Here is a 13,147-nt window from a genome sequence, read left to right as displayed (position 1 = left end):
AGTGCGGAACCGACAAATCCGGTGGCTCCGGTCACCGGCAGGATTTTTCTCGTCATCACACGTTCCATCCCACCGTGTTACGGTCGCGCGGTGACCGGGGGGACCAGCAGTTCTTTGATGACGGGCAAATCGGCGCTGATCACGGGCGCGAGCGCGGGCATCGGCGCGGCCGCCGCACGCGTGTTCTGCCGTGAGGGCGCCTCGGTGACCCTGGTGGCCCGCCGCGAACCACAACTGGCGCTCCTCATGGAAGAACTGCGCACCGCCGGCCACCAGGCCCAGTACGTGGTCGCCGACGTCTCCCGCACCGAGGACGTGGCCCGCGCCGTCAAGGCGGCCGTCACCACGTACGGCCGCCTGGACGCGGCCTTCAACAACGCGGGCATCGGCGCGACCCCCAAGCCGATGCACCTGCTGGACGAGGACACGTACGACTCCGTCATGGACACCAACGTCCGCGGCGTCTGGAACTGCATGCGCCACGAGATCCGCGCGATGCTGGCCGGCGGTGGCGGCTCGATCGTGAACAACAGCAGCACCGCCGGCCTGGTCGCCACCCCGGTCACGGCGGCCTATATCGCGTCCAAGCACGCGGTCCTGGGCTTCACCAAGGCCGCCGCATCCGAGTACGCCGCCCAGGGCATCCGCGTCAACGCCATCGCCCCCGGCTCCACGCGCAGCGAAATGATCGACGCCTGGCTCCAGGAGAACCCGGCGATGGAAGAGGTCCTCCTCCAGTCGGCCCCCCTCCCCCGCATCGCGAGCCCGACGGAGATCGCGGAGGCGGCCGTCTGGCTGTGCAGCGACCGCGCCTCTTTCGTCCTCGGCACGACCTTGTCGGTGGACGGCGGCTGGACAACCCGATGACCCCCACCCCACCCCGTTAACGCCGTTAACACCCCGCCCGCTCCCGGCCGCGGACCGTTAACGCCGTTAACGCTTCCCACCCGCCGCGGTTCCAGGCCGCTGCCCGTTCCCGCCATGAACGCCGTTAACGCCGGACCGCCGCCCTCCCCAGACGTCTTCACTGCGTTGACGCCCACCACCGCGAGGCAAGGCGTACGGACCCGCGCTTGCCCGAGCGGCAACCGGCACCGCACCCCCGGGCCCCACCCCCCAAAACGGGAAGACCGTTAACGGCGTTAACGGCGTTAACGGTGTCGCCTGACCGGTCCCGCCCCCGGCACCTCGCCAGAGGGAGCCTTAACGGCGTTAACACCCCGACGCACCCTGAGCCCCGACCCAGGACCGTTAACGGCGTTAACGACCGCTCGACTGGGCCACCATTCGCCCGCCACAGGACAGCCAGAGCGGCAACCGGCACCGTACCCCCGGCCCCACCCCGAGAGCAGGCAAACCATTAACGGCGTTAACGGTCGGCCGACCGGTCCCGCCCCCCGGCGCCCCGCCCGGGAGGAGCGTTAACGGCGTTAACACCCGACGCACACCGAGCCCGAGCCCAGGACCGTTAACGCCGTTAACGCCACTCGCTCCCCGCCGCGCCAAGCGGCGCCCCGGCGCCTGGGCCCTCCGCCCTCCAGCCCAGAACGAGCCACCCTTAACGGCGTTAACACCGCGGCGCCCCAATCCAGGACTGTTAACGCCGTTAACGCCGTTAACGCCGTTACGACTCGCCCGCCCCACCCGCACGCCGGGCCACCGCCCGCCGGGACACCAACATCCCGAGCCCGTCCAGGATCCGCTCCAGCCCGAACTCCAGCGCCTGGTCCCTCCCCCCGTGCTCCCTCGCCGACGCCAACGCCGCCCCGAGCGCCGGGAAATCCGCCCCTTGCGTCCGCATCACCTCGCCCAGCATCACCGCGAGCTGCGCATCAGGCCCCTCCCCGGCACCCCCGGCACCCTCACCCTCCGCACCCACACCCCCCGGCCCGGCCGCCCGCTCCTGCTCCGCGATCCCCCGTACGTGCCCGGACAGCAGCACCACCGCGTCCATCGCCTCGGCCCCGCTCAGCCCACAGCCGTCCAGCGCCGCGAGCGCACGCTCCATCCATCCCAGCTCCCGAGGCCCCATCACCCGTACCCCGACCGTCGCCTCCAACATCCACGGATGGCGCCTGAACCCTTCGTACAGCTCCCGCGCCCACGACTCCAACTGCTCCCGCCACCCCCCGCCCCCCGCCCCAGAGCCCGCACCCGCACCCGGCGCCACAGGCACAGGCACAGGCACAGGCATCGCGCCCTCCACCATCAACGCCACCAACTCGGCCTTCCCCGGCACGTACCGGTACAGCGCCATCTTCGTGACCGCCAGCTCCCCGGCCACGCGCTGCATGGAGACGGCGCCCAATCCCTCCGCATCCGCGATCCCGATCCCCGCCCGAGCGATCCCCTCCAGCGTCAGCCCCCGCTTGGGCCCCCGCGCGGACCGGACCTGCGGCCCCCACAACAACCGCACGGCCGCGCCCCACTGCTCACTCGACATCGGATCCCCTTGCGCTCGCACCAAAACTGCGTCTACCGTACACGGTACCGTTTCAGTGTCCATCGGACACAGTTATCCGCAGGAGACCACCATGCCGCACCCCACACCGTGCCCCGCCCCCACGCCGCCGACGACGCCCGCACCCCGCACCGTCCTCATATCCGGCGCGAGCGTCGCCGGCCCCGCCCTCGCCTTCTGGCTCGGCCACCACGGCTTCCGCCCCACCGTCGTAGAACTCGCCGCCGCCCTCCGCCCCGGCGGCCAGGCCGTCGACTTCCGCGGCGCGACCCACCTCTGCGTCCTGCGGCGCATGGGCATCCTCGAAGACCTCCGCCGCGTCCAGACCGGCGGCAGTCCCATGACGTTCGTCGACGCCGACGGCCGCCGCCTGCTCCACCTTCCCGCCCAGTTCGCGGGCGGCGACATCGAGGTCCTGCGCGGCGACCTCTCCCGTGTTCTCCACGACGCCTCCCTCCCCTTCGCGGAGTACGTCTTCGGGGACTCCATCACCTCCCTCAGCCAGACCCCGAGCGGCGTGGACGTCACCTTCCGGACCGCCCCGCCCCGCACCTTCGACCTCGTCATCGGCGCCGACGGCATCCACTCCAACGTCCGCCGCCTCGCCTTCGGCCCCGAGGCCGACCACGTCACCCACCTCGGCCACTACGTCGCCACCTGGAGCCTCCCCAACCGCCTCGGCCTCCGCCCCGGCGCCGGCTCCGTCGGCTACAACGCCCCCGGCCGCCTGGCCGCCGTCGGCGCCGGTCACACCGACCCCACCCGCGCCGGTGCCTTCTTCCTCTTCGCCTCCCCGGAATTCACCTACGACCGCCACGACCCCGAGGCGCAGAAGGCCCTCCTCGAACAGGCCTTCACCGGCATGCCCTGGAAGGTCCGCGACCTCCTCGACACACTCGCCGCCGCCGACGACCTCTACTTCGACTCGATCAGCCGCGCCGACGTCCCCGTCTGGTCCAGCGGCCGGATCGCCCTCGTCGGCGACGCCGCCTGCGGTGCCACCCTCGGCGGCATGGGCACAGGCACCGGAATCGTGGCGGCGTACGTCCTGGCGGGGGAGCTCGCCCGCTCACCCGAGGACCACCGGGCCGCCTTCGCCCGCTACGAGTCCCTCCTGCGGCCCTACGCCCAGGGCTGCCAGAAGGGAGGTGACCGTACGGGCCCCTTCCTGGCCCCGTCCACCAAACTCGGCCTGCGCCTGCGCAACGGCCTGCTCAGCCGGCGCCGCATCCTCGACCGGATGCTGAAAGCGGGCGCGAAAGCCACCACCCTCGCGCTCCCCTCCTACCCGCCCGCACGCCCAGGCGCAGGGACCCTCGCACCCCGCCGGGACCCCGCCGCCGAAATGAACCTCCCGGAAGCTGTCACATTTCCGCTCCCCACTCCGTCAGTTCAGTGAGGGCCCACACCAGGGCCCCACACCAGAACCACCCAGGGAGAACGCAATGACCGCACGCATGGGAAACCCGGCCCTCGTCGTCCCCGGCGCCATGGCGGCCCTCATCGCAGTCGGCAAGACCGTCACCGCCACCGGCATCAGCGAGCGCACCCTCGAACTGGTCCACATCCGGGCCAGCCAGATCAACGGCTGCGGCGTCTGCCTCGACATGCACCACAAGATCGCCAAGAAGCTGGGCGAGACCGACGACCGCATCCACGTCATTGCCGGCTGGCGCGACACCCCGTACTTCTCGGACGCCGAGCGCGCCGCCCTCGCCCTCGCCGAGGCCGTGACCCGCGTCGCCGACCGCAGCAATGCCGTCCCCGACGACGTCTACGAGGAGGCGGCCAGGCACTACGACGAGGAGCAGCTCGCCGCCCTGCTCCTCTCCATCTCCATGGTCAACGTCTGGAACCGCATCAACCTCGCCACCCACCAGCAGGCGGGCACTCCCTGGGCCTGACCGGGCGGAGCGTCAAGGGCATCAAGAGGGGCTGACCGTTAACGGCGTTAACGCCGTTAACGCCGTCCGCCCTCCCACACGCCACCGCCGCCGCCCCCACCCGCCAGAAGGTACTTATCGACTGGTTTCCCTTGACGAGGCCCCACTAGATTGCCCCGTACAGACCACCCCCGGACGACCAGACGACCAGACCGCAGACCGCAGACCGCAGACCGCAGACCGCAGACCGACCAGGAGACGCACACGTGGCGAGGGCCAGGCAGGCACGTGCCGAGATCACCCGGCAGGCCATCCTCAACGGCGCGGCCATCGCCTTCGACGGCACCGGCTTCGGCGGCACCAGCCTCAGCGACGTCGTCAAGCACGCCGGAGTCACCAAGGGCGCCCTGTACTTCCACTTCCCGTCCAAGGAAGTCCTCGCCCGCACCCTGATGGAAGAACAGTTCCAGGTCTTCCGGGACGTCCCCTCCTTCGAGACCCCGGGCCTCCAGACGGTCATCGACCTCACGCACCGGATGGCACACGGCCTGCGCACCGACGTCCGCATCCGCGCGAGCATCCGCCTCGTCATCGAGTTCGGCTCCTTCACGAACCCGGACCCGACCCCGTACGACTCGTGGATCGACATCTGCCACGGCTGCCTGACACCCGCCCAGGAACGCGGCGACATCCTGCCCGCGATCGACGTGCACGGCCTCGCGACCCTCCTGGTCGGTTCGTTCACCGGCATCCAGGTCACCTCCCACGTCCGCACCGGCCGCGACGACCTGCGCACACGGATCGTCGACCTGTGGACCCTGCTCCTCCCGGGCATCGTTCCGACCGCCAGGCTCCCCCGCTTCGACCCGGCCGGCTCGCCCGCCTGCCGGGCCGAGATCGCTCTGCCCGTCCCCGACCCCCAAGCCGTCCCGGCAGGCTGACGGCGCATCCAGGGCGGCTTCGTACACGCCGTGGTGAACCACGGGGGTGCTCGCCACGGCGTGTACGAAGCCGCCCTGAGGCGTATCCGGGCCCTTCTGCCGCCACTTCGTTAGCAAAACTCAAGCGTGGCGGCCACACGCACCCCTGAACGTTAGTAAAGTCCCTCTCATGACTTCGCCCTCGTCCCAGAGCGACCGAGAGAAGGTCGTCTCCAAACTCCCCCCGTGGCTGCGCCAGGAGTTGAAGATCCGCACCGCCCAACTGCGGGTGGACATCCAGGACGCCGTCCACCAGGGGATCGCCCACTGGAGCGCCCTCGCCTCGGCCCCCTCCCCCGTCGACACCTCCGGCGCGGAATCCTTCTCCACCTGGCTCCCGGCCGGTCAGTGGGAATCCTTCCGCGCCGACTCCAAGGACCGCGGCGTCTCCCTGATCCAAGGCCTCGCCCAGTCCGTCCGGCTCTGGCTGGAGCTCAATCCGGCGCCGTCCGTCGTACGCCCCTCCGTCGTGCGCCGCATCATCGTGTGCAACCAGAAGGGCGGCGTCGGCAAGACCGCCATCACCGCCGGCACCGCCGAGGCCCTCGCCGAGGACCCCGCGTCCCTCCATCCGGTACGCGTCGCCCGCCAGCTGGCCCGCCTCTCCACCGACGACGTCCAGCCCGACCCGGGCACCACCCCGCCGGACCTGGAGGACCTCCCGGGCCTCGGCATGCGCGTCCTGCTGATCGACTTCGACCCCCAGGGCCACCTCACCAAGCAGCTCGGCCAGCAGCCGCTCCCCATCGGCGGTGACAGCCTCACCTGCCACATGGCCGGCGAAGCCAAGGGCCCCCTCGCCGACCTGATCGTCCCCGTCCCGGACGACCGCTTCGGCGACCGGCTCCACCTACTGCCGGCCTGCACGGACGCCTTCCTCCTCGATGTCCGCCTCTCCACCGTCCGCGCCCGCGAGGCCGCCCTCGAACGGGCCCTCTCCCCCATCGAGTCCGACTATGACGTCATCCTCGTCGACTGTCCGCCCAGCCTGGGCCTCAGCATGGACGCGGCCATCTACTACGGCCGCCGCCGCGACACCGAGCAGCCCGGCGCCTCCGGCGCGCTGATCGTCGTACAGGCGGAGGACTCCTCTGCGGACGCCTACGACCTCCTCACCTCGCAGATCAACGACCTGCGCGACGACCTCAGCCTCGACATCGACTACCTCGGCCTCGTCGTCAACCTCTACGACGGCCGCCGCGGCTACATCGCGACCTCCTCGCTCCAGGCGTGGATGGACATAAAGGATCCGCGGGTCGTCGCCATCGTTCCCGACCTCAAGGAACAGCGCGAAGCAGTCCGCGTGAAGCAGCCACTGTTCGTGTACGCGCCCAAGGGCGACCAGGCCGTCGCGCTGCGCGCGCTCGCAAGGGAGATCTCATGAGCAAGGCCGACAAACTCGGAGTCTCGGCGTCCTTCGCCCGGGCACAACCGGCCGGCGTCAGCTCCCGCCGCGCGGCGATCGCGGAAGCCACCGGCGCGCCCACCTCCGGGGTGATCCCGCCCTCCGAGGTTCCCATCGACGCCCTCGCGCACAATCCGTTCAACCTCCGCGAAGACCTCACGGAACTGGACGAGCTGGCGCAGTCCCTGGTCTCCCGAGGCCAGCTCCAGCCCCTCGCCGTCGCCACCCGCATGGCCTTCATGGAGGCCCACCCGGGCCGGACCGACGGCCTGGGCCGCGCCCCGTACGTGGTCATCGACGGGAACCGCCGTCTCGCCGCCGCCCACCTGGCGGGCCTCAAGATGATCCAAATCCACGTGAACGACGCCCTGTCCGCGTCGGCGGCGGACATCCTCGAATCGGCGCTCATCGCCAACGTCCACCGCGTGGACGTGGCTCCGATGGACCAGGCCCGCGCCCTCCAGGAGCTCGTCGACGTCCACGGCTCCCAGGCCCAGGTCGCCAAGCGCCTCGGCAAGACCGCGGCCTGGGTCTCCCAGCGGCTCACCCTGCTCAACCTCACCCCCGCCCTCCAGGAGAAGGTGGAGACGGGCGAGCTCAAGGTCGAACCGGCCCGCCGCATCGGCCGCCTCCCCCAGGAAGCCCAGGAGGCGGCGGCAGAGGAAACCGTTAACGCCGTTAATCCCCCCCGCCAGCGCACCTCCCCGACCGTTAACGCCGTTAACGCCGTCAACGCCGTGCGCACCGTCGGCGAGGCACCCCCGCGGATCACCATCTCCACGCACTCCCCGGAGACGATCGCCGACGCGCTCACCGCCCACCTCACCCCCGACGACCTCAAGGCCGTCACGGAACTCCTGATGAACCGCATCTGACGCCACACCCACGCCGGGGCGCTGACGCCGTTGACCATCCACCGTTAACGCCGTTAACGCCCCACGTGTGTTTCATGTGCGTTCAATGGTGCGATTCGCATAGGCTTCGGGTGGAGGTACCGATGCCGAACGACCGAAACAGCCAGCCTGACACCCACGAGCAGGAGGGCCTCTTCGCAGCGGTCGACGCCCTGCTCGAAGAAGCCGCCCAGGACCCGCTCCCCCACCCGGACGAGCGCAAGCGCCTGCGCGAGGCCGCCGGCCTGAGCCAGGACCAGATCGCCAGGGCCCTGGCGGTCCGCCGCGAGACGGTCACCTCCTGGGAAACCGGCCGCACCTCCCCACGCCCGCCCAAACGCGCGGCGTACGCCCGCCTCCTGGAGGGCCTCGCCACCCTCCACCCGGCCGATACGCAAGCCCAGCCGCCGACGCCCCCTGCCATTAACGCCGTTAACACCCCGCAGCCGGACCCGGCACCCGTCGCCCCCGTTAACGGCGTTAACGCCGTTAACGCCCATCCGCAACCCGAGGCGACGCCCCAGCCACTCCCCGAAGAACCGGGCAGCGACGCAGCGACGCCCCAGGCCGCCCCCGCACCCACCCGCGCTCCCCACAAGACAGCCACCACCCCCCGCAAGGCACGCGCCCCCAGGAAGCCCCTGCCCCCCCAGGAGGGCAACGGCCCCCTCGCCGTCCTCGACGGCGCCGGCCACGCCCACACCGCCGGCCACGCCCACACCGCCGGCGGCCTGATCCTGGACCACCCCACCACCGGCGGCCTCCCCGCCCTCGTCACCTGGGCCCTCGGCCCCCAGGCGGACCTGCGCGCCCCCCGCCTCCACCGCAACGGCAAGGACGGCGACCCCCTCCTCGTCCTCACCGCCCCCGCGGCCGAGCGCCTCGGCCTGCCCCTCACCCTCGAAGACCGCCGTGCCCTCCGCCTCCCGGACAACCACCCGGTCGTGAAGCAGCTCGCCAAAGCCAAGTGGCAGCTCACCCGCCGCGGCTTCGGCCCCTGGGCCCGGGTCTACCGCCCCGCCACCCCCACCACCGGCCGCCAGTGCGTCCAGCTCGCGGTCCTCCCCTGGGGCGCCCTCGACCCCCGCGCCTGGGGCGAGAACACCGGCGACCTCCCGGCCCCCGAACTCGCCGAGCTCCTCACCACCTACGCCGCCCGCGTCCTCACCCCCCGCGGATCCACCGCCGTCACCGGCCTCGAACTCATGACGGCCCTGCGTCCCCCCACCCGCGCCGCCCGCAATCCCGAGACCAACGCCTGGGAGTCCGCCCCCGTCGCCGGCTCCCTCACCCGCCCCGTCGATCCGGCCCCCCCGGAAGCCCCGGACGAGCACCCCGTCGTCGCCGCGCTGTACCCCCGCTCCCACCAGCGCACCCCGGACCAGGTCCTCGACGAAGAGGCATACGACTGGATCCGCGACCCGGAGCTCCTCACCGACGCCGAGTGCACCCGCACCCACGCCGTCGGAATCGACGTGAACATGGCCTTCGCCGCGGCCGCGAACCGCCTGACCGTCGGCCTGGGCCCCGCGGTCCACACCACGAACCCGCGCTTCGACCCGTCCACCCCCGGATGCTGGCTGGCGGACCTCTCCGCGCTCCCCGTCGACCCGCGCCTCCCCAGCCCCTTCACCCCGCACGGCAAGGCCCCCACCGGCCCCGCCTGGTACGCCACCCCGACCCTCGCCTACGCACAGGAACTGGGTCACGAGGTGCACCCCACCGAGGCATGGCTCCGCCCCGAGTGCGGCCCGTACCTCGACGCCTGGTACACCCGCCTCCGCGACGCCTACATGGCCACGATGGCGGACCTCGGCGTCACCCCGGGCCTCACCGAGACCGAGTTCCTCACGGCCATGACGACGTACAAGGAACAGGGCAAGGACAACGCCACCGCCGTCCTCTCCGCCATCAAGTCGACGGTCAAGGGCGGCATCGGCAAACTCCGCGAACGCCCCCAGGGCGCCGGCTACCGGCCCGGCGAGCGCTGGCCCGCCCTCGAACGCCCCACCTGGCGCCCCGACATCCGGGCCGCCGTCATCTCCACCGCCCGCGTGAACATGCACCGCAAAATGCATAAGCTCGCCACGGCAGCAGACGAGTATCCCATCGCCGTCCTCTCCGACTGCGCGGTGTACCTCTCCAACGGACCCAGCCCGCTCGACTTCCTCCCGCGCACGCCCGACGGCAAACCCCTCCCCGGCGGCTTCCGTCTCGGCGTCAGCCCGGGCATGGTCAAGCACGAGGGCACCCAGCCCCTCATCTGGGCCGTCGGAATGCTCGACGAAGGTCTCAACCCCGCCCGCCACATCAAGGGCCACGACGCAGCGGCAGACGGCGAGTAACACATGTCCGACATCTCAGACAGCCTGACCAAGGCCGACGAACAACACTTCACCCGCCCCATCCCCAAGTCACCCCAAGCCCGGATGAAGTTCCTGGTGAAGGCATCCAAGGGAACCAAGCAGGCGGCGCAGCGCCTCGGCATCTCCGTCCGCACGGTCGAGCGGTACCTCAAGAACCAGATCAAGACCCCGCGCCCCGACCTGGCAGCCCGCCTCGAAGCCGAAGTGCGCAAGAGCTGGCAGCCCCTGGTCCGCAAGCGCGCCCGCGCGAAGGCCGCCCGGACCACGGGCCTGGTCATCGAGACCCGCGCCCGCTTCGGCTTCACCGCCGCCCCCGGCACCACCGACGACGGCCGCATGCGCCGCATCACCCAGCACCTCCCCCCGGAGTACGCAGACCGCCTCTTCACCGCCCAGGAGGCCGGCGCCGCCGAACCCCAACTCCGCCAGATCGCGGCCGAGGCCCTCCAGGAGATCTACTTCAAGGACAACGGCTCCCGCGCCACGAGCCTCCTGGTCGAGTTCACGGACATCGACTACGTCGACTTCGCGTTCTAGGAACGGCAGCAGACCTCCGAGGCAGAGGGAAGAACCAGAAGGCCCGACAAGGCCCTCCCAGCCCCCTCTCAACCGCGAACACACAAAGGCCCCGGGGATGGTTCCCCGGGGCCCTACACGGCCCTCACGAGCCCGCAGGGGCACTTCACCCCACGGCGTGCAACGTCCTCCGCCGCTTGGACTCGGCAGCCTTCTTCGCAGCCGCCTGCGCGGTCCGCTTCTTCCGCTGCTCGGCCAGCTGATCCTGATACGCCGCCACCGCCTGGTGGTAACTGGCGACGTACCCGCGCGCATCGAGCCGCTCGTCCGGCGCCATGTCGTTCACGGCGGCCACAGCGTCTTCGAAGGAGTTGTACCCGGCCAGCATCGGGTTGATCTGGTACACCCCGTTACGGACCTTCCGCACCAGCTTGGCAAGCTCCAGGCTCCGCAGTGCGGCGTTGACGCTCGGCCGGCTCAACTCCAACAGTCCCCCGACCGTGGCCTGGTCGATGAGGATCCGCCCACCCGGCTCGCTCAGCGAACGCAGCTTCAGCAACACGCGGTAGGCCGCGGGCGGAAGGTCCAGGTCGGAGAGAAGCCCGTCGGCGTTGACCGCAGCGAATCGCAAGGTGCTCACTGAGCTGTCCCTTCTTCCGTGCGCTGCGCCCGGCTCAGCCGACGCGCAGCGCGCTCTTTGGCCCGTTCGGCCCGCAGTTCCTCGATGGCCTGCCGCATGTGGTCCAGCGACGGAAACCGCACCAGGTCGGGCAGGCTCGTGTCACCGCGAATCTGCGAGATGGTGCTGTGCTGCTCCACCTTCACGAACTCACCCGTCATCTCCGTACCCGGGATGAACTCGGCCACTCGGTAACTGTAGGGCGGGTTGAACTGGTACACGCCCCGCCGCACCTTGAAGACGATCCCATGAGACATGACGGTGTGCAGTGCCTCCGACGTCTTTGTCCGGCTGACGTCCAGGATGGTAGCCATCTCCTCCTGCGTAAGAGGAATCCGCCCCCCCGCTCGCTGGCAAGCGATGAGCAGCAGGATCAGCCTCAGCGGCAAGGCTTCCCGGAAGTACTGGGCGATAACCAGGAAGAACTCCAGGCTGTCCATCGAGAACGCATTCGGCTGATTCTGCGTCCCGTAGAACTCCAGCGGCTTGCGCTCGCCGTCCAGCGTCAGCTTCCGACTGGGGTACCGCTTCGCCAGGCTGTCCAGATCCTTGACCGGAGCCAGCGGCTGACTCCACGCCGAGATCGCATCATCAACGGGGAGATCAGGACGCGGCGTACCAGCCGGACTCCGCCGACGCCGTTGTGGCTCTGATGACACGAGGCTTCTCTCCAGTTCGTTGATCTGCAGAGAGAGTATGTCAACAAGGGTGACACAAGTGTCACGCTGGTTGACGTTCGGCGTGTCTTGTGTCCCCTCAGCAGGGACACATCTCGGCCAGGGCCATACCCACGCCTTCCCGCCACCCCCTCCACCAACCCCACCGCCCCCTCCACCAGTTCGCCGACATATCCCGTGCAAAACGTCAGCCCAGCCGACTTTTTAGCCCAAATACCGTCAGTACCTTTGACGTTTTGCACGCGTTGTGTCCCCCTACCAGCGACACATCCCCCGAGTTATGTCCCTTCTGAGGGGACATAACTTTCCCCCCACACCCCCTCTGACCTGCGCAAACGCATCTCCGTACCTTATATAGGCCGTCTCCTACCGCGCTGCGCGTCCTGACCCACGTCTCGAACCCCTCCGCCGACCCAACTTCTCAACACCCCACCAACCCACAGACCCCACCGCACGCCCCACCCGACACCCGCCAACTCCGGGGAATCTGTCTGATTCCTATCTTTATCCAGCCGCCACTTTGAATCAGAACCAACCGTGCCCAGCACCATTAACGCCGTTAACGCCTCCAGAACCACCACAAAACCAAGCAAACCCCACCTCACCCCCGCCAAAAAGGAACAGCCGCCCGTACAAAACCGCCGCAACACACGCACCACTTCAGGCTGGAACGCAGCGGAAGCCTGAAGCCCAAGCTGGCTTTACCTGAAGCGCAGGAAGGGCCACTTGGTACAGCAGTTCAGTCCGTAGCGAAGCGAAGGACTTCCGGCCGAAGGCCCGCCCTTGCCCAGAGCGCAGCGGAGGGCATGACCCTCAGGGGGGATTCAGGCCGTAGCGAAGCGGAGGACTTCCGGCCCCAGGTCGGCTTTTGCCCAGAGCGCAGCGAAGGGCATATCCCTCAAGCAGCCCGTAGCAGAGCGGAGCCCCCATCCCCCTCAGCGCAGCGGAAGGGGATGGGGGCCTCCGTCCTCTAGTGCGTAGCGGAGCGGAGGACTTTCCCAGCAGAAGGCGGGGGGCGCCCGAAGCGCAGCGGAGGGCGCTTCACTCGGGCAGACCGTAGCGAAGCGGAGGTCCCTACGGCCCAAGGCCGGCTTTGCCCGAAGCGCAGCGGAGGGCAATCCATCCAGGGCGCGCAGCGCCCTGGGGCCAGCGAAACCCGGGCAGTCCGAAGCGAAGCGCAGGACCCCGGCCGAAGGCCGGCCTTGCTCGGCGAAGCCGAGCCCGCCGAGCGCAGCGAGGCGGTTCCGCTCCTGAGGCGCGCAGCGCCTCAGGTACCCGCTCCGCGGG

The 13,147-nt window shown here is 70.1% G+C and carries 11 protein-coding genes; 8 read left to right on the top strand and 3 right to left on the bottom strand.

Annotated elements, in window-relative coordinates:
• Positions 1 to 117 precede the first annotated feature (117 nt).
• Positions 118 to 867, top strand: coding sequence for an SDR family NAD(P)-dependent oxidoreductase (locus AMK16_RS29885; protein WP_073920457.1), 750 nt, complete (start codon positions 118 to 120; stop codon positions 865 to 867).
• A 757-nt stretch (positions 868 to 1,624) separates the two neighbouring features.
• On the opposite strand, the gene AMK16_RS29880 is transcribed toward AMK16_RS29885, so the two are convergent.
• A complete protein-coding gene (locus AMK16_RS29880) occupies positions 1,625 to 2,443 on the bottom strand; it encodes a TetR/AcrR family transcriptional regulator (protein WP_073920456.1) in 819 nt (272 codons plus the stop codon).
• A 91-nt stretch (positions 2,444 to 2,534) separates the two neighbouring features.
• On the opposite strand from AMK16_RS29880, the gene AMK16_RS29875 reads away from it, so the two are divergent.
• From AMK16_RS29875 to tpg, 7 genes are all read left to right on the top strand, one after another.
• Positions 2,535 to 3,860, top strand: coding sequence for an FAD-dependent monooxygenase (locus tag AMK16_RS29875; RefSeq protein ID WP_107417288.1), 1,326 nt, complete (start codon positions 2,535 to 2,537; stop codon positions 3,858 to 3,860).
• Positions 3,861 to 3,906: 46 nt separating this feature from the next.
• Positions 3,907 to 4,365, top strand: coding sequence for a carboxymuconolactone decarboxylase family protein (locus tag AMK16_RS29870; protein ID WP_073920455.1), 459 nt, complete (start codon positions 3,907 to 3,909; stop codon positions 4,363 to 4,365).
• 245 nt (positions 4,366 to 4,610) lie between these two features.
• Positions 4,611 to 5,285: a ScbR family autoregulator-binding transcription factor gene (locus AMK16_RS29865; protein ID WP_073920454.1), complete on the top strand. Its 675-nt coding sequence runs from the start codon at positions 4,611 to 4,613 to the stop codon at positions 5,283 to 5,285.
• Between the two features lie 169 nt (positions 5,286 to 5,454).
• Complete coding sequence (locus AMK16_RS29860; RefSeq protein ID WP_073920453.1) at positions 5,455 to 6,708, top strand: ParA family protein; 1,254 nt, start codon at positions 5,455 to 5,457, stop codon at positions 6,706 to 6,708.
• Entirely contained in the window at positions 6,705 to 7,604 is a 900-nt protein-coding gene (locus AMK16_RS29855) for a ParB/RepB/Spo0J family partition protein (protein ID WP_073920452.1), read from the top strand. The genes AMK16_RS29860 and AMK16_RS29855 overlap by 4 nt, the downstream gene beginning before the upstream one ends.
• A gap of 122 nt (positions 7,605 to 7,726) precedes the next feature.
• Positions 7,727 to 9,967 carry a telomere-associated protein Tap gene (gene tap, locus AMK16_RS38210; protein WP_073920451.1) on the top strand — a complete coding sequence of 747 codons (2,241 nt, stop codon included), beginning with the start codon at positions 7,727 to 7,729 and terminating at the stop codon, positions 9,965 to 9,967.
• A gap of 3 nt (positions 9,968 to 9,970) precedes the next feature.
• Complete coding sequence (gene tpg / locus AMK16_RS29845) at positions 9,971 to 10,525, top strand: telomere-protecting terminal protein Tpg (protein ID WP_073920450.1); 555 nt, start codon at positions 9,971 to 9,973, stop codon at positions 10,523 to 10,525.
• A 145-nt stretch (positions 10,526 to 10,670) separates the two neighbouring features.
• On the opposite strand, the gene AMK16_RS29840 is transcribed toward tpg, so the two are convergent.
• Positions 10,671 to 11,144 (bottom strand): MarR family transcriptional regulator, encoded by a 474-nt coding sequence (locus AMK16_RS29840; protein WP_073920449.1) that lies wholly within the window; start codon positions 11,142 to 11,144, stop codon positions 10,671 to 10,673.
• Positions 11,141 to 11,842, bottom strand: a complete 702-nt coding sequence (locus AMK16_RS29835) for a hypothetical protein (RefSeq protein ID WP_073920448.1) — start codon at positions 11,840 to 11,842, stop codon at positions 11,141 to 11,143. The genes AMK16_RS29840 and AMK16_RS29835 overlap by 4 nt, the downstream gene beginning before the upstream one ends.
• Positions 11,843 to 13,147: the final 1,305 nt, after the last annotated feature.

Origin of the sequence: Streptomyces sp. CB00455 (assembly GCF_001905445.1) — a bacterium.
Taxonomy (GTDB): Bacteria; Actinomycetota; Actinomycetes; order Streptomycetales; family Streptomycetaceae; genus Streptomyces.
The sequence above is the reverse complement of the archived record's forward strand: the minus strand, read 5'-3'. Positions and strand labels throughout refer to the sequence as shown.